The organism is Pseudoflavitalea sp. G-6-1-2 (assembly GCF_012927185.1).
GTDB lineage: Bacteria > Bacteroidota > Bacteroidia > Chitinophagales > Chitinophagaceae > Pseudobacter.
In genome coordinates this window covers 1,416,853-1,434,576 of record NZ_JABBGB010000001.1, presented here as the reverse complement: position 1 = coordinate 1,434,576, position 17,724 = coordinate 1,416,853, and the positions used below count along the sequence as shown (strand labels likewise).

The window sequence follows — 17,724 nt, the reverse complement described above, 5'->3', positions numbered from 1 at the left end:
TTGAATTTGCAAAAGTAACTTTGAATTGGAAGAAAAATTCAGGTTGATCCATGATTCCTCTGCAAGTAAGGCAACCCACCCTCACCATTTCTTCGTAAAACTCATACAGACGCGCATTTGGCCGCAATGCTGATACTTGTCAGGCATTTATGTGACCTTTATCATACAGTAAAATGACAAACCAATGACAGACGGATTAGGTGATTGAAGGTTCCTACGGTACTTTTGCGCAGTGATTTAGAAATTTACTTTCATGCCAGGACAGAGTAGCAAAGACATATCGAAGTTTTTTATTGCCGGGATCAACTATAAGAAGACAGACGCTGCCATCAGAGGGAAATTTGCCATCAATAACGACCAATACGCTTCCCTCCTTTCACTGGCACCTTCTTATGGCCTCACTGAATTATTCATTCTTTCCACCTGTAACAGAACAGAAATTTACGGAATTGCCGAACAGCCCGAACAGCTGATCGAACTCCTCTGCAGCGAAACCGAAGGAAGCTCCGATACCTTTTCTCAACTGGCATATGTAAAAAGTGGCATCAGCGCCATTCAACACCTCTTCTCGGTTGGCGCCGGTATCGACTCTCAGATTCTCGGTGATTACGAAATTGTAGGTCAGCTCAAACTGGCCGTGAAGTTTGCACGCGAGAAAGAATTTATCGGAACATTCCTCGAAAGGCTGGTGAATGCAGTACTGCAATCGTCCAAAGCCATCAAGAACAATACATCGCTCAGCGGCGGAACTGTTTCAGTTTCTTTCGCTGCCATTCAATATATCAGAGAACATATTCAGGATATTTCCAACAAGCAGATCCTGCTGCTGGGTACAGGAAAGATCGGAAGATCTACCTGCAAAAATATCATCGACTATCTGGGTACCACCAATATTACCCTCATCAACCGCACGCAGGAGAAAGCAGCAGAGCTGGCTTTTGAACTGGGTGTACAATATGTTCCTGCCGATTTGCTTACTCAGCATATCAGTCAGTCTGATATCATCATCGTAGCTACCAATGCAGCTACGCCTACCATCCTTGCCTCTCACCTGGAAGGCCAGGGCCAGAAACTGGTGATCGATCTTTCCATTCCTACCAACGTAGAAGAAAGCGCGCGCCAGCTGCCTAATGTACAGCTCGTGAATGTAGACGAACTGTCGAAGATCAATGATGCCACCCTTCAAAAGCGGGAAGCAGAAGTGCCCAAAGCCTTCGCCATCATTGAAGAACATATTGCTGAATTCATCGAATGGTACGAAATGCGCAAGCATGTTCCCGTTCTGAAAGCAGTAAAAACCAAACTGAAAGAAATTCAAACCTTCCCCTCATATATTCAACTTTGTCCGGGCGAAGTAACCGCATGCAGTACCGATTCCGATCTGAAGATCCAGAGAGTGATCAATGGCATGGCCAGTAAGATGCGCACGCAAAACCAGCGTGGATGCCAGTACATCGAGGCTATCAACGAGTTTATTGCTACGGGTAGGAATTAATTTGCCAACAACCAGTTGTCATAGCAGGGTAACAATGCCCGGCCAATGCCGTACACCGGTAACTTTGCCGTGACATCAATTGAAATAATATTATGATCAGAATAGGAACAAGAGAAAGCCAGCTCGCCGTATGGCAGGCAAATCAGGTGAAAGACCTGCTGGCCACTCAGGGTGTTGATGCAGAACTGGTATACATCCGCAGCGAAGGAGATATCGATCTCAAAACCCCGTTGTACGAAATGGGCGTTCAGGGCATCTTCACCAGAAGTCTCGATATCGCACTGCTCAATAACAAGATCGATATCGCGGTTCACTCCATGAAGGATGTGCCTACGCAACTGCCGCAGGGCATTGCCCAGGCTGCCGTGCTGAAACGCGCCTCCTACAAAGACCTGCTGATCTACAAAGGCGAGCAATTTATTTTCGATGAAGCACTCGCCGAGTCGGCCTGCATCATTGCTACCAGCAGCATCCGCCGCAAAGCGCAATGGCTGAACCGCTATCCTCATCACTCCATCGAAAACCTTCGCGGCAATGTGAACACACGCATGCGCAAAGTGGAAGAGAGCAACTGGAACGGCGCCATCTTCGCTGCTGCCGGACTGGAGCGCATCGGTCTTCGTCCACATAACTCCGCAGAACTGGACTGGATGCTGCCTGCACCCGCGCAAGGCGCCATCGTAGTAGCCTGCCGCGCCGACGACAACAAATTACTGCAAACCTGTGCCGCATTCAACGATGCCGACACAGCGATCTGCACCAAAATAGAAAGAGATTTTCTCCGCGCACTGCTCGGCGGATGTTCCACTCCCATCAGTGCACTCGCTGTTGTAAAAGATGGTAACGTGATATTCCGCGGAAACATCTTATCGGTAGACGGAAAAGACAAAGTGGAGATCGATAAAACCATTCCTGTTTCGGAAGCCAGCGATGCAGGCACTGTATTCGCCAAAGAACTGCTGGCTCTCGGAGGTCAGGAAATTGCAGACGGTATTCACAAACAGCGCAACGCCTGATCAGATGAAACAGTACCGTATTCTCAGCACCAAAAAACTAACGCCTTCGCTTGCCAAAGTACTGGCAAAGCAAGGTATCCATTGCCGCGAGACAGAACTGATACGCATAGAACCCGTACTGAACAGTGAAACGCTGGAAACCATACTGCCACTCACTTTCGAGCCGGGCACAGCCGTGGTGTTCACCAGCAGAAATGCAGTAGAGATCGTAGCCGCCACACTACGTGTAGCAGGCGAACATGGCTCCGCCGCTCATTGGAATATCTTTTCACTCGCAGGCGCCACACGCGAAGCAGTGATGCATCTCTTCGATACCACACCGGCAGGATCGGTATTCAACGGAGGCGAACTGGCTGCAGAGATCATCGCCGCAGGAAATGTAGAAAGGATCGTTTTCTTCTGCAGCAACCAGCGCCGCGACGAACTGCCTGCTCTGCTCGGCAGCAATGCCATCACGGTACACGAGATCACCACTTACGATACCATCGAAACACCGGTGATTGTCGAAGAAGAAATGGATGGTATTCTTTTTTTCAGTCCGAGCGCAGTGAGCAGTTTCTTCTCAGCCAATCAGCTGCCGGAATCCACCGTTTGTTTTGCCATCGGCAACACCACGGCCAAAGCGCTTGCTGCCAATACCGGCAACAAAATAATTATCAGTGAACAGCCCGATCAGCAGTCGATGCTGAACCAGGTGTCGCAATATTTTATCAACAAGTAAATACTCAATAACAATACAGATGCTGCAAAACGACCTGTTATTAAGAACATTACGCGGAGAAGCAACCGAGCGTACACCCGTATGGATGATGCGCCAGGCAGGCCGCTATCTCCCCGATTACATGAAGCTGAAAGCCAAGTACTCTTTCTTCGAACGTTGCCGTATACCCGAAATTGCAACGGAGATCACCATTCAACCGGTAGAGCAGGTGGGAGTGGATGCAGCCATCATTTTCTCAGACATTCTTGTAGTGCCTGAAGCAATGGGACTGGAAGTACAGATGGTAGAGAGCAAAGGACCATTCCTTCCCGATCCCATCAAACAATTCAGCGATCTCAGCAGGCTCCGCATTCCCGATGTGAATGAAAGCCTCGGTTATGTATTCGATGCACTGCGTCTCACCAAACAGACACTGGCAGGCCGCGTTCCCCTCATCGGTTTCGCAGGCGCTCCATGGACCCTCCTCTGCTACATGGTACAGGGCAAGGGCTCCAAAACTTTCGACGAAGCAAAAGCATTTTGCTATACCCAACCTGAAACAGCACACCAACTGCTGCAGATGATCACAGACACTACCATCGCTTATCTGAAAGGACAAGTGCAGGCAGGTGTAGACGTGATCCAGATCTTCGACAGCTGGGGCGGACTGCTGAGTCAGGATGATTTTGAAACCTACAGCCTTCGCTATATCCGTCAGATCGTAGAAGCACTCAAAGACGAAGTGCTCACCATCATCTTCGCCAAAGGCGCATGGCATAGCCTCGACAGAATGGCTGCCACCGGCGCTCATGGTCTCGGCATCGACTGGTGCAACACACCAGCCTTTGCACGCAAACTCGCTGGAGACAACATCACGCTGCAAGGGAATTTCGACCCTGCAAAACTGTTGTCGCCCATTCCTGAGATTCAAAAAGAAGTGAAGAAGATGCTCGGCGAATTCGGCGGCCATCGTCACATTGCCAATCTCGGTCACGGCATTCTTCCGAATGTTCCCGTAGATCATGCAAGGGCATTTGTGGATGCTGTGAAGAATTATGCGAAGTAGGATAGCTCAGATTTACTGAATCATTTTTAATAGAAGCGTATGAAAACTATCCCCATCAAAGACAATTGGATTGCATTCATCCACGACCTGCAAAACCGCATTTGTGCAGCGCTGGAAGAAGCAGACGGACAGGCAAAGTTCTTCGAAGACCAATGGCAGCGCCCCGAAGGCGGCGGCGGTAAAACGCGCGTGATCGCCAACGGCAAAGTGTTTGAGAAAGGAGGCGTAAACACCTCCATCGTGTATGGCCCTGTAACCGATCTCATGCGATCGCAATTGAAAATTGATGGCGATAACTGGTTCGCCTGCGGACTTTCACTGGTGATCCATCCCATAAATCCTTTTGTACCTACCGTTCACTGCAACTACCGCATGTTCGAACTGTACGATAAGAATCATGAAGTGATCGATCGCTGGTTTGGTGGCGGCACCGACCTTACGCCTTATTATCTGTTCGATGAAGATGCCATTCATTTTCATGGCACCTACAAAAACGTGTGTGATGAATTCGATCCGGCCATATTCCCGAATTTCAAACGCGAGTGCGACAACTACTTCGTAAACAAACACCGCAACGACGAACGCAGAGGAATCGGCGGTATTTTCTACGATTACCAACGTCCCGATGCACTCAAAGATGTAGATTTCTGGTTCCGTTTCGGACAGGCCTGTGGCAATGCATTCATTCCTGCTTACATAGATATCGTGAACAAAAGAAAAGGGATGGAATACAACGCAGCGCACAAACACTGGCAGGAGATCCGTCGCGGACGCTACACCGAGTTCAATCTGGTGCACGATCGCGGAACCATCTTCGGTCTCAAAACCAATGGCCGCATCGAAAGCATTCTGATGAGCCTGCCACCAACTGTAAGATTCGAATACAATTATCAACCCACACCGGGAAGCGAGGAAGCCAGACTGCTCGATGTCTGCCTCCGCCCTAAAGACTGGGTGTAACAAATCACTACCTTGCAACCCGCAGCCAACACTGCGGGTTGTTTGCTGAATAACCTTATCGATTATACATTAACGTTAATTCCCTAAAAATATCTGGTATGTATTTACAAAGAAGAAACAGGATCCTCCGTCAGTCGCCCGCTATCCGTGCACTGGTTGCAGAAACCATTCTGAGCCCGGATGATTTTATTGTGCCGTTGTTCATCGTAGAAGGTAAAGACGTAAAAGAAGAGATCAGCACCATGCCCGGTTATTACAGACTGAGCCTCGATCAGCTCGCGCGCGAAGTGAAAGAGCTCTGGAGTCTCGGCCTGAAAAGCATTCTGCTGTTTGTAAAAGTACCCGACGAACTGAAAGACAATAAAGGGACCGAAGCAGTGAACCCCGATGGGCTGATGCAGCGTGCCATCAAAACTGCCAAGAACTCCTGCCCCGATATGGTGGTAATGACAGACGTAGCCCTCGACCCGTTCTCCTCCTATGGACATGATGGAATTGTGGAAGGCCACGATATCGTAAACGACGCCACCGTTGATGTACTTGCCGCCATGAGCGTAAGCCATGCCATTGCCGGAGCCGACATTGTTGCACCCTCCGATATGATGGACGGCCGCATCGGCGCCATCCGCGAAGCGCTCGAAGAAAGCAATTTCACCAAAACAGGCATCATGGCCTACAGTGCGAAATATGCTTCCTGCTTTTACGGACCATTCCGCGATGCACTCGATTCCGCACCCGGATTCGGCGATAAGAAAACCTACCAGATGAACTACGCCAACCGCATCGAAGCCATCAAAGAAACACTGATGGATGTGGAAGAAGGCGCAGACATCGTGATGGTAAAACCCGGTCTGGCGTATCTCGATATACTTCGCGAAGTGAAAGATGCAGTAACCGTTCCGGTAAGCGTGTACAATATCAGCGGAGAATACTCCATGATCAAAGCCGCTGCCAAAGCGGGTTTCCTCGACGAAGACAAAGCCATTCTCGAAACGCTTACAGCATTCAAGCGCGCAGGCGCCGATCTGATTGCCACATACTTTGCAAAAGACGCCGTAAGACTGATTGGGTAATGCAGCGAGCCAAAAACAAAAAACAACTTTCTCAATATGCAGACCACAAAAAGCATTGAACTTTTTAACCGTGCACAGGAAAGCATTCCCGGTGGAGTGAACTCTCCTGTGCGCGCATTCAGAAGTGTTGGCGGCACGCCGCTGTTCATTCAGCGTGCCGAAGGCACTTACCTCTATGATGCCGATGGAAACAAATACATCGACTACATCGCTTCATGGGGACCAATGATCCTCGGCCACGCATACGCTCCGCTGGTGAAAGCCATTCAGGAACAAGCCGTGTTCTCCACATCATATGGAGCGCCTACCGAGCTCGAAATAAAAATGGCGGAGCTGATCAAAAGCATGGCGCCAAACGTAGATCTCATCCGCATGGTGAGCAGCGGTACTGAAGCCTGCATGAGCGCCATCCGCTTAGCGCGTGGCTACACAGCCCGCAACAAGATCATCAAATTCGAAGGTTGCTACCACGGCCATGCAGATTCCTTTCTCGTAAAAGCAGGAAGCGGTGTTGCCACACTCGGCATTCAGCATGTACCCGGCGTTACAGCGTGTACAGCAGCTGACACACTCACCTGCTCTTACAACGATCTCGCAGGTGTAGAAAAACTCGTTGCCGAAAACAAAGATCAGATTGCTGCCATCATCGTAGAACCGGTTGCCGGCAATATGGGATGCATCATTCCACAACCCGGATTCCTCGAAGGTATCCGTAAGATCTGCGACACAGAAAAGATCGTTTTCATCTTCGACGAAGTAATGACAGGCTTCCGTCTCGCCCGTGGCGGTGCACAGGAAAAACTGAATATCGATGCCGACCTCGTTACCTACGGAAAAGTAATTGGTGGTGGTCTGCCCGTTGGTGCATTCGGTGGCAAACGCGCCATCATGGAAATGATTGCTCCGCTGGGTGCCGTGTATCAGGCAGGAACGCTCAGCGGAAATCCTATTGCCATGATTGCAGGATACACTTTGCTGAACATCCTCAACGAGCAACCCAATCTCCTCAAAGAACTCGACGAAAAAACAACCTATCTCCGCGATGGCCTCGATAAAGTGTTGCGCGCCTCCGGCACACCTTACGTGATCAATCAGCTGGGATCTATGCTCAGTGTGCATTTCAGCGACAAGCCAGTTACTGATTTCGCCAGTGCAGCAGCAGCGAACAACGCGTTGTTCAATAAATATTTCCATGCCATGCTAAAACGCGGCGTATATCTTCCGCCTTCTGCATACGAAAGCTGGTTCCTGAACAATGCCATGCAACAGCAGGATCTTGATGCAACCATCAAAGCAACCGAAGAGAGTCTGAAAGAAATATTATAATCGACAACCTGATGATATTGCAAATGCCGGATCGTAACTGATCCGGCATTTTTTCTGCCGTAAACATTGCCCCGGCAATTTTCAAATCCAGCTTTTCAGACAGCCTGTTTCGATAAAACTACAGTCCGGAAACACATGATCTTATCAGTTGCTGATTGTCATCTTACTTGCAGCAAAATTTGATTCATGAAGCAAACTATCATCTGCTTAATCTGTACTATGCTCATTGCTGCTGCCTGTAAGAAAACTTCTGCGGGCAATGAGCAACAACCTCCCAAACCCAAACAGGAGGTGATTCAGCTCCAGAAAATCGATCTCAACAATGTCTATCACCAGTTTTCCTATAACCAAAACGGAATGCTCACGCGCGTAGAGTCTCACAGAAGGCCTTCACCCGGTGCAGGCGGCCTCGACACCATGTACCAGTACGCAACTTTCAATTACGTGAACGGCATACTTAAATCCGCTGCTTATTACGCGCAGAGTGATCCTTCCACTACACTCTATCACCGTGCTAAAGATTACACATATATCTACGACAATCAAAACAGACTGGCCTTTGTTGCAGGCAATTACACAGGCAACGGCGATATAAGTCTCTGGAAAGACACCACCTATTACTTCTACGACAATAACCGTCGTGTAACAGGATCATACTATTCCAACAAAAAAATGGATTTCTTCAAAACACTGTCCTGGCATTACGACCAGAATGGAAACGTACAACGCCCCGATTCAACAACACCTGAAGTAAACAGAAGAACCACTTATTTCACTTTTGAACGCAGGTACGATTCCCATATCAATCCATGGAAATTCACCTACCTCGCACTTGCTGTGTTCACAGTTTTTGAAGAAGATCTTTTTGAACTCGAAACTAAATTCTCCAACAACAATTATGTTTACCGGAAAGAAACCGAGATCACCGAAAGAAAGAACAGTAAAGGCGAAGTAGTGGAAAGTCTGGGCGAAGCCAGAATTGTAGAACAGACGTACAAATACGACAAGAACAACTGTATTGAAGTGTCTGATGTAGCTGGCTTCGGAGAAATAATTGAAAACGGGGTTGTTACATCCAGAGCAGGAGGATACTCGCATACCTACAAGATCTCCAGCGAAAAGAAAGTGTATTGAGAAGCAGTTTTTCTTTTCATAAAACAAGAGGCAGGAATGATGTTCCTGCCTCTTGTTTTATGAATCTATAGATTTCTTACGCTTCCTGCATCGTCAGTTTTCTGCTCACTGATGCTACAGGTGAAGCAGCTTTCTTTTTCTTTTTTCTTCCATACCAGATCAGAAAGCCCGTCACTGGCAAACTCGCAGCAATCAGACTTGCGAAGAACATCAGGATCTTTCCAGGCAATCCCCAGATGGCTCCGGTATGAATATCGTAATTCGCTCTGGCGATTTTATCTGCCACCTTCGCATCTTTGAATCTTCCGTAGACATGCGTTACTGATAATTCTTTCAATGAATATTGATCAAAATACCGGTAATCAGATTTCCAGTAAGTGCCGGGATCGGGATTGATGGCCACTTCTATGCCCGAACTGTCCGTGGCAGGAAAATGCACTTCAATGAATTTCGCACCCGGCTCTTCCACTTTTATTTTTTCATAGAGCTTGTCAACAGCAGCGGCAGTTGTGTATTGCGCAGCGGCTTTGTCTTTTGACAGCGGTTCATAGAACTCATATGTTTTTTCTCCGCCGGTTGCATAGTACAATGTTTTTGCAAACCACTGAAAACCCCATACCAGTCCGGTTACGGCGAGGATGATAGCCACCCAGGTCATGTAGAAACCAAGTACGTTGTGCATATCATAATTAACGCGCTTCCATTTAGCATTCCACTTAACACTGAAACGTTGCTTGCGTGCAGCTTTATTGCGTGGCCACCAGAGGATCATTCCGGAGAACATCATCACCACAAATACAACTGTACTCCATGCTACAATCGGCTGTCCGATTTCATTCGGCAACCACAGATAGAAATGCCCATCGAGAATAAAGCGGAAGAAGTCGCTGCTCATATCCTTTACTTTGAGCACTTCTCCGGTGTATTGATTGATGTAAACGATGTAGTAATATTCAGGATCTGCATTGTAAAAAGATACAGTTGCCGACCGGCCTCTGCTATCATAGGCCACACCATGCGGATGTTTGCCGGGCAATTGTTTTTGCGCAATCTCTCCGATCACTGAAGGAGAAAGCACAGGTTGATCGCGTTTCTCTACAAAGCGGTAAGGCTGGGTGAGATCACTGATCTCATCCTGAAAAGCATAGATGCAGCCCGTAACAGCAATTATGAAAACCACAAGCCCGGATGCGAGTCCGAGCCATAGGTGGGCTTTGCCAATTAGTTTCTTGAGGGTCATTCGATAAAGTTAGTCAGTTTTTGATTTTGCAGAACTACCAGCGGTATTGAAGTGTTAACCTGAAATTTCTCGATGCCTCGGTTTGCCAGTAGAAATAGTTTCCATATGGTGATCCGGAGTACAAATATTTATCGAGAATATTATTCACGTTCAGGTTAACACCGTAGTGCCCTTTGTGCCAGCTGACAGCTCCATCAAACCTGAAATAAGCAGGCAACGACGCTTCTGAACCATCGAACACAAACCAGCTGGAGCGACCCATCTGCCATTGATACCCTGTAGAAACACCGAAGCCTTTCAGCTTGCCGGGTAACTGGTAGCTGAGCCATCCGTTGTTGATATGCTTTGTAGTGCCGGGTGTGGCATTACCTACATTCTTGGGATCTGTATCTTTCGATATGAAAGATTCGGTGAAGGCATAGTTCAACACCAGATTCAATCCTTTGGCAACTTCTCCACGAATGTCCGCTTCCACTCCTCTTGTTTTTGTTTGTCCGAGCTGAATGGAGAATTTGGTATCCTCCGGATCGGTAACCAACACATTGTTTTTTGTGATCTGATATACCGAAACAGTAGAGTTCCATTTGCCATTGAACCAGTCACGTTTTACACCTGCTTCGATATTGTGTCCGGTAACCGGAGTAAATTTTTTATCGTGTTTGTCTTTTCCTGTCTGAGGAACAAATGCTTCATCGTACAGCGCATACACAGAAGTGTTCTTATCAACAGATACGCTGAGACCTACGCGCGGAGTAACTTTCGATTCGCTCACACCTGCGCCATATTCTTCATCTTTGGAAGTAGTGAAGCGACCAGCCAGTGTAAGACGAATACGGTCATCCCAGAAATGCAGTTCATCCTGCACGTATACTCCCAGCACTTTCTGACTGAGGCGGCTGGCGCCCGGTCTGTCTTTCAGCCTGATGGACCTGTCGAATACAGGAAACTCATCAGGCGTCATATTGTGAACAGGATTGTAGATGTTGAAGATGTTTTTGCCATTCACCGGTAAGCTCTGGCTGAAATCTGCGATGTAATTTTTGTCGCCATAATCGAGGCCGGCAAGAATATTATGCGCAACTGCACCGGTAGTGAATTTACCATTCACAAAGGCCTGTGCATACTTGCCTTCATTCTTCGCATCCCAGATGCCCATATTGCGATACACGTCGCCATTGGCTTTCACGGAGTCTGCCCACATGGAAGTGCCTACCTGATCGTAGTTGAAATAAGCGAGCTGTGTTGTGAACTTCCAGTCAGGATTGAACTGATGTTCGAATATCAGAAAACTGCTGTGATCTCTGAACACGGAACGTTCCATTCCCGGCTCGGCAATAGTTGTATTGCGCCCCGTAGAACCATATTTATTGGGAGCAAAAACATAAGCCGTTCCAATGGGAGTTGATCTCATGTTCTGATAAGTGTATTCAAGTGTCAGCGAGGTTTTCGGAGAGAACTGATACTTCAGCACGGGTGCAATCGAGTATCTGTTGCTGAACTCGAACGGACGATGAGAACCTTTCAATTGTCCCATTACATTGAGGCGATAGAGCAACTTGCCATCACCGGAGAGCTTTCCATCCAGATCAACAGCTGCGCGATAAGTATCGTAACTGCCGAGTGTAACATTGGCTTCGCCTTTTGTTTGTCCGGTTGGTTTTTTAGTAACGATATTGTAGAAACCGCTGGGCTCTCCATTCGCCATCATAAAACCAGCAGGACCTTTCACGAACTCCACACGTTCCACCATGCTGATGTCTTCGGCGAGCGGCCCCCATGTAGATTCCACATTCATGCCATTGCGAAACGGTGCAATGCGTGAGCCGCGCATATTGAGACGAACATACATATCCCAGTGCTCCAGTTTGGAAACACCACTCACATTACGGCTCACCCCTTCGAGCATATCGAATGTGCCCTGATCGGCCAGCAGCTGACGGCTTACCACCTGAATATTTTGCGGCAATTTATTGATAGGCGTTGTAAGACGAAGAGAGGAAGAAACATTGTTCAACTTGTAACCGGTTTTGCCTGCGACTACAAACACTTCCTGCAACTGCTTCTCTGCAAGATTGATCTGCAGCTTCACTTCTGCAGCATGTTCTCCATCTACTACCACAGATTGAAAAATGCTTTCGTGCCCTACCAGCGACAGTTCGATGGTATAGGTGCCGGGTTTCAGATTCTTTATAACGAAGTGTCCGTTATCATCCGTGATAGCGGAATGGGAAGTTCCTTTAATAGAAACAGATACCATCTCCGCAGGTTTTCCGTCGGATGTGGTTACCTGTCCTTTGATCACGCCAGGGCCTTCTTCATTGGCCATGGCGGAGAATGCTGTGAAAAATGTTATCAGTAAGATCCATGGTTTGATGCTGACCATGGAGAAAATAATTTTCATTTCAATGTTCTTTTATTGGTGGCTGAATGAGGATCTTCTTCAGTAAGGGATAAAGTGTGAGGTTAAAAGTTTTTAGTGCAGCCCTGAGAACAGGGCCGCACCTTTCCACATTATGGAAAAAAGTTTGCGGGACGCAACCGGTTATTGCAGGCCGTTGACCAGGGAAGTCCAGGCTGGCAACTCAGGAATACCGGGTTTCCTTTTTCCAAAGAATTGAACAATCAGTTCACCCGATGCATCGAATACTTCAATGGAGTGCACCACTCCGTCTACTGTTGGTTTCTTCACCAACCAGGCTGTATTGATATGATCGAGGCGTAAATGCAGGTTGAATAAAGGATCCATCACATTGATCCAATTGGGGATCTCAACAATCTTTTTCACTGGTCCGGTATGGATCTGGATATTGCCGTTGTTGCCAACGAATACCATTATCTCGAGATCCGTCGCAGCAGCATGTTCGAGCAGCTGCTTCACTACGCCATTATCGAGCTGGCGGGCGAAATCGCCTGCAATGCGCAATGCATGCAGTCTGCTTACATTGAATTTCTTCAGCATGGGGAAGAAGTCGTGCGTGTCTTTCAGCTCACTCCAGGTCTGGCGGAATTCAGCAACATTCACATCAGCATCTGCATACTGATGCGGGGCGGGTGCAGGTAAGGGGATCAGCTCTGTACTTTGATTGGCAGCCTCAAACTCACGAACGATATTGGTGAAAGATTCCTGATTGCTCTGATCGGTGAGAAACACTTTCACCACAGCAGTTCCCTGCTGATCGAAAATCTGGAAGGATTGCTTGAAACCAGCTTCTGCATCTTCGAACACCGCAAAGCCATGTGCCCATGCCGAGAAGAACATGCGGAGATCGATATCGGCTCCCACAACTACTCCCATCATTTTCCCATGAAGTGTTACTTCTTCAAACACACCTTTTCTTTCGTGCACGCAGCTTTCGTTGCGGGTGAGCACCATAACAAATCCAAGTTCGGGCATGCGTTGCCACAGTTCACGCAGCCTTGTCTCATCCAATCTGATAACGCGGCTTCCTGCGAAAGAGGCCAGCAGTCCGGCTTCCGTGCTGCCAAGATGTTTCGCGGCATCGCGGATACGCAGGCGTGGCTGTTCTTTGTGCAACGCAATCCATTGGTCTTTCAGTGGCAAAGTGATGATTGTATTCATAGTTAATTTTTTAAGATCGAAGTAATACGGGTTTATTTTTGTGCCTCGCAGGGATCAGAATCGGGAAGTCATAATCTTCCGGTTCCAGAATATCCACTTCCATGTTGTAGGCTTCGCTGAGATGTTCAGACGTAAGCACATCGCGCACATTGCCTGCACGAACAATACATCCCTGTTTCAGCAGCAGAATAGTGTCTGCAAACTGCGCAGCAAGATTGAGATCGTGCAAAATCACCACAACCGTGTATCCCTGATTAGCTAATTCTTTTGCTTTGCTTAATGCGAGTTGCTGATGAAGGCAATCCATGCTCGAAGTAGGTTCGTCGAGCAACAACAATCCCTGTTGTTGTTCATTCTTCCATTTGCTGCCGGATTGTTTGCCTCGGAGTTGGCTCAGTACTCTGGCCATCTGCACACGTTGCTGTTCGCCTCCGCTCAGCGCCTGATAGTTGCGCCGCTGCAAATGATCTACCTGCATCTCCAGCATGCTCTCGCGAACAATGCGATGATCATCTGCTCCGGGCTGTCCTCCGAAATATGGATAGCGGCCCATCATCACAATTTCTTCGCAGTTGAACTGAAGCCCCTGCGCATACTGCTGACTTAACACGGCGCGCATGGTAGCGAGTTTATTCACAGGTATCGAATGCAGATCTATGTTGTTGAGCAAAACCTGCCCTATAGTTGGTTTGGCTTCGCCCGACAATATTTTGAGGAAGGTAGATTTACCTGCTCCGTTCTGACCAAGCACCACGGTTACTTCACCGGGCTGAATATCGAAATTCAGTTTGTTGAGTATCGGGCGTTGTCCGATCCGGTACGATATGTTGTGTGCAGAGATGATCATGATACGGTTCGCAACTGTTTCTTTTGTTTGATCAATAACATCACAAAAACCGGTGTACCCAATACAGCAGTCACAATGCCAATCGGCAGTTCTGCCGGTGCGATGATGGTTCTGCTGAACACATCCGCGAGCGTAAGCAGCGATGCGCCGAGCAATGTACTGTTGAGCAGGAGGCTGCGATGATCGTTTCCAGAAACCGATCGCACCATATGCGGCACAATCAATCCCACAAATCCGATGATGCCTGCCACTGCAACAGAAGCGCCCACGGCCAGTGTTGCGAGTATGATGATCTTTGTTTTCAATCTTTTTACATTAATGCCGAGGTAAGCTGCTTCGTTCTCTCCCAGCGCAAATGCGTTGAGCGATTTGGCGAGCCCCGGCAACATCAATATCGGAGCGAGTACAAATGGAAGCAGCGTAAGCACTACATTCCAGCTGGCGCCACCTAAACTTCCCATGCTCCAGAAAGTGGCATTGCGCAGTTGCTCGTCATTGGCTGTTGTGGTGATAAGATCGGTGAGTGCGCGGCAGAGCGCATTCAGAGCAACACCTGCCAGCAGCAATGTAACCAGCATGGTTTTGCCGCCTGATCTCGAAATGCGGAACACCAGCAACGAAGTAGCGCAGGCGCCGAGAAAAGTAATGACATTGAGCAGGTAATATCTGGGCAGATAATTATCGATATGCAATGCAGGCAGCGATGAGATCAGCACTATCACCAGCACTGCGCTGAGCGATGCACCTGATGAAATGCCTATCAGCGCCGGATCTGCGAGCGGATTGCGAAACAATCCCTGCATAGCCACACCTGAGATAGCGAGGCCAGCACCAACCAGTACAGCCATCACTACCCGCGGCAGTCTGATATGCAGCAATACATTCTCCACACCCTCATCGTAGATCACAGGCAGGTGAATGCCCAGCTTGTTCAGCAATACCGCCATCACCTGTGCGGGCGGGATCTTCATCGCGCCGATACCGGCAGACAAAATCACCACTGCAATCAGCAACACAATCAATGTTATCGTTATCCACTTGTTCCTCATCTCAATTACCCACTGATCTTTTTGTTCAACGTAGCGATGGCCTGTGGCAGACGAAGACCGAAGCCTGCGAGAAACTGCCCGTCCATCGAAATGATCTTTTTGTTTTTTCCTGCATTGGTGCTGCTGATGCCGGGAACTTTCAGCAGTCCTTCTGCACCGCCCACACTTTGCAGTCCGCTTTCGAACAGCAGAATCACATCAGGATTAGCTGCCACGAGCGATTCGGTAGTCAATGGCTTGAACCCTTTGAATTCAGTCATCGCATTGGAAGCGCCGGCCAGTCTGATCATGGAGTTGGGCGATTGTTCCACTCCGCAAACCGTCATAGATCCAGTACCGCGTGCATACACGAACAATACTTTCTTACCGGTAGCAGCCACTTTCAGTGCAGCCATTTCTTTGTTGAATGTTGCGAGCACTTTGTTTCCTTTATCAGTAGTGTTGGTGGCTTTGGCAACATCCTGCAACAGCTTTCTTGTACCGTCGGCAGAGTAAGCCTGCTGCACCAATACGATGTTCACTTTTGCAGAGCGAAGCTGCTCGAGCACCTCAGGTTTTACATCTGTTTCAACAGCCAGCACCAGCGAAGGGCGAAGCGCCAGTATGCTTTCAGCAGACAGCGTTCTGTTATGTCCTACGCTTGTTTTCTTTTTGAGCGAAGCAGGGTACGTGCTTGCAACATCCACTCCAACTATCTGCGGCTCCAGGTCCAGTGCACACAGCATCTCACTGATCGCTCCGTTGAGTGATACAATGCGTTGCTGTGCACTGGCTGAGGAGAATAGGAAAAGGATTAATGGTAAGAATGCTGATAATATCTTTCTCACGATAAATTATTTTCAGGTTATGCCTTCTTTACGAGTTTGTATTCGATCTTCGGCTTGCCGCGTGTGCCGCCATCAGCCGGATGGAAGCTTACAAACTTCAGTTTGTACACATTGCCATTAGCATCTTTAATAACATAGAAGCGATCGGTCTTAACACCGGCAGTAGGGTAAGTAGCTCTCCATTTGGTGCTGATGAAATCGCGTGCGCCGCTGAATGTCTGTGCAGCAATATTGGCCTCCCCGAAATTCTCATACGATACAGCACTGTTGAGCACTTCAGCTGCCTGCACTTTACCTTCGGTATTCAGGAAAACAATATCGGACACACCATATGGAAGCCATACATTGTTTTCAGGATCGAATGCCTTGTACACACTGTAGCCCCATACGATATCCCAGCGATCCTTTTCAGGAACAATATTTACGACAGCTTCGGTGTTAAGTGACACGAAGCGGAAATCATGTACAGCAGTCTTTTCAACATTCAGTGTTTTGAATGTGGTGGCATTGATGTGTGTAGCATATTGAAGTGTATATCCGTTTCCATTTCTCAATACACGCACTTTCACGAGTTCAGCAACCGTTGGATTCAGACTGGTAACACCTGCTCTGCTGATCACAAATACTTTGTTGTCGCCATCAGTAGCAGAAACCTGTCCCATGGCGTTTTTGGTAACATCACCTGTTACATCGTCGATCAGCGACAGTGTACCTTTACCCTGACCAACTGCCAGATCAGCCAGGTTCACATCAGCCGCAGACACGGCATTGAGATCAGCTTTATTTACTTTGATGGCAGCCCATCCTGCAGCGTTGTTCAGCAACACGCGAAAATCAGCACCAGTGTAAAACAACAGATCGTAACTCTTTCTATTAACAGGCACCTGCGTATTGTTGCTCAGATCGACATACACTGAATTCACTGCATTGGCACCACCATCACCTCCATTGAGCTCAAGCGTTGTTCCGGTTGATATGATGGTAGAGAAGGAGAGTTTCAGTTTGTTAACCTGCCCCTTAGGAGCACCGGCCGTTTTGATAGTGAAATCCAGATACTCATCGCCATCGAGCAGTACACCTGCTTTTTTGGTAACAGTGAATTTAGCGGAGCTGCTTCCCGCAGGGATAGTGAGACTGATCACATTTGCACTCGCTTCAGGAGCAGTGGTATACTCAACTCCATATGCAACGCCTGTTGCTGCTATTTCTACAGTAACAGGAATGGCTACATCTGTATTGCGATTCAATTTGATCACTACATCTTTCGATACTTCGTCAGTGCCGATACCCTGCACAGCTGCTTCGAACTGAATCTGATTGTCCGGTAATGGCGGATCACTTTTCTCGCAGGCAGAAAATCCGATTGCAGTAAGCATCAATAGGGCTGAAAATCTGTTCAACATGGGTGTAA

At 48.1% G+C, this 17,724-nt stretch carries 15 protein-coding genes; 8 read left to right on the top strand and 7 right to left on the bottom strand.

The window, feature by feature from the left end:
* The first annotated feature begins 253 nt into the window (after nucleotides 1–253).
* The 8 genes from hemA to HHL16_RS05985 all read left to right on the top strand — a co-directional run bounded on the left by hemA (nucleotide 254) and on the right by HHL16_RS05985 (nucleotide 8,770).
* A complete protein-coding gene (gene hemA / locus HHL16_RS06020) occupies nucleotides 254–1,495 on the top strand; it encodes a glutamyl-tRNA reductase (RefSeq protein ID WP_169424226.1) in 1,242 nt (413 codons plus the stop codon).
* A 92-nt stretch (nucleotides 1,496–1,587) separates the two neighbouring features.
* Entirely contained in the window at nucleotides 1,588–2,511 is a 924-nt protein-coding gene (gene hemC, locus HHL16_RS06015; protein ID WP_169424225.1) for a hydroxymethylbilane synthase, read from the top strand.
* Between the two features lie 4 nt (nucleotides 2,512–2,515).
* A complete protein-coding gene (locus HHL16_RS06010; protein ID WP_169424224.1) occupies nucleotides 2,516–3,232 on the top strand; it encodes a uroporphyrinogen-III synthase in 717 nt (238 codons plus the stop codon).
* Nucleotides 3,233–3,251: 19 nt separating this feature from the next.
* On the top strand, nucleotides 3,252–4,277 hold the full coding sequence (gene hemE / locus HHL16_RS06005; protein WP_169424223.1) for a uroporphyrinogen decarboxylase: 1,026 nt from the start codon (nucleotides 3,252–3,254) through the stop codon (nucleotides 4,275–4,277).
* Nucleotides 4,278–4,316: 39 nt separating this feature from the next.
* Nucleotides 4,317–5,237: an oxygen-dependent coproporphyrinogen oxidase gene (gene hemF, locus HHL16_RS06000; protein ID WP_206022263.1), complete on the top strand. Its 921-nt coding sequence runs from the start codon at nucleotides 4,317–4,319 to the stop codon at nucleotides 5,235–5,237.
* Between the two features lie 98 nt (nucleotides 5,238–5,335).
* Nucleotides 5,336–6,310 carry a porphobilinogen synthase gene (hemB, locus tag HHL16_RS05995; protein ID WP_169424222.1) on the top strand — a complete coding sequence of 325 codons (975 nt, stop codon included), beginning with the start codon at nucleotides 5,336–5,338 and terminating at the stop codon, nucleotides 6,308–6,310.
* A 36-nt stretch (nucleotides 6,311–6,346) separates the two neighbouring features.
* Complete coding sequence (gene hemL / locus HHL16_RS05990; protein WP_169424221.1) at nucleotides 6,347–7,636, top strand: glutamate-1-semialdehyde 2,1-aminomutase; 1,290 nt, start codon at nucleotides 6,347–6,349, stop codon at nucleotides 7,634–7,636.
* Between the two features lie 186 nt (nucleotides 7,637–7,822).
* Nucleotides 7,823–8,770 (top strand): hypothetical protein, encoded by a 948-nt coding sequence (locus HHL16_RS05985; protein WP_169424220.1) that lies wholly within the window; start codon nucleotides 7,823–7,825, stop codon nucleotides 8,768–8,770.
* A 76-nt stretch (nucleotides 8,771–8,846) separates the two neighbouring features.
* Here HHL16_RS05985 and HHL16_RS05980 read toward each other — a convergent pair whose 3' ends face one another.
* The 7 genes from HHL16_RS05980 to HHL16_RS05950 form a co-directional block, all read right to left on the bottom strand.
* Nucleotides 8,847–10,010 (bottom strand): PepSY-associated TM helix domain-containing protein, encoded by a 1,164-nt coding sequence (locus HHL16_RS05980; RefSeq protein WP_169424219.1) that lies wholly within the window; start codon nucleotides 10,008–10,010, stop codon nucleotides 8,847–8,849.
* Between the two features lie 34 nt (nucleotides 10,011–10,044).
* Nucleotides 10,045–12,411 carry a TonB-dependent receptor gene (locus tag HHL16_RS05975; RefSeq protein WP_206022261.1) on the bottom strand — a complete coding sequence of 789 codons (2,367 nt, stop codon included), beginning with the start codon at nucleotides 12,409–12,411 and terminating at the stop codon, nucleotides 10,045–10,047.
* A 141-nt stretch (nucleotides 12,412–12,552) separates the two neighbouring features.
* Nucleotides 12,553–13,590, bottom strand: a complete 1,038-nt coding sequence (locus HHL16_RS05970) for a ChuX/HutX family heme-like substrate-binding protein (protein WP_169424218.1) — start codon at nucleotides 13,588–13,590, stop codon at nucleotides 12,553–12,555.
* Nucleotides 13,591–13,600: 10 nt separating this feature from the next.
* On the bottom strand, nucleotides 13,601–14,437 hold the full coding sequence (locus HHL16_RS05965) for a heme ABC transporter ATP-binding protein (RefSeq protein ID WP_169424217.1): 837 nt from the start codon (nucleotides 14,435–14,437) through the stop codon (nucleotides 13,601–13,603).
* Complete coding sequence (locus HHL16_RS05960) at nucleotides 14,434–15,486, bottom strand: iron ABC transporter permease (protein WP_169424216.1); 1,053 nt, start codon at nucleotides 15,484–15,486, stop codon at nucleotides 14,434–14,436. Before HHL16_RS05960 ends, HHL16_RS05965 begins: the two co-directional genes overlap by 4 nt.
* Before the next feature lie 5 nt (nucleotides 15,487–15,491).
* Nucleotides 15,492–16,313 (bottom strand): ABC transporter substrate-binding protein, encoded by an 822-nt coding sequence (locus tag HHL16_RS05955; protein ID WP_206022259.1) that lies wholly within the window; start codon nucleotides 16,311–16,313, stop codon nucleotides 15,492–15,494.
* A gap of 17 nt (nucleotides 16,314–16,330) precedes the next feature.
* Nucleotides 16,331–17,716 carry an HmuY family protein gene (locus HHL16_RS05950; protein WP_169424215.1) on the bottom strand — a complete coding sequence of 462 codons (1,386 nt, stop codon included), beginning with the start codon at nucleotides 17,714–17,716 and terminating at the stop codon, nucleotides 16,331–16,333.
* Between the last annotated feature and the right edge of the window lie 8 nt (nucleotides 17,717–17,724).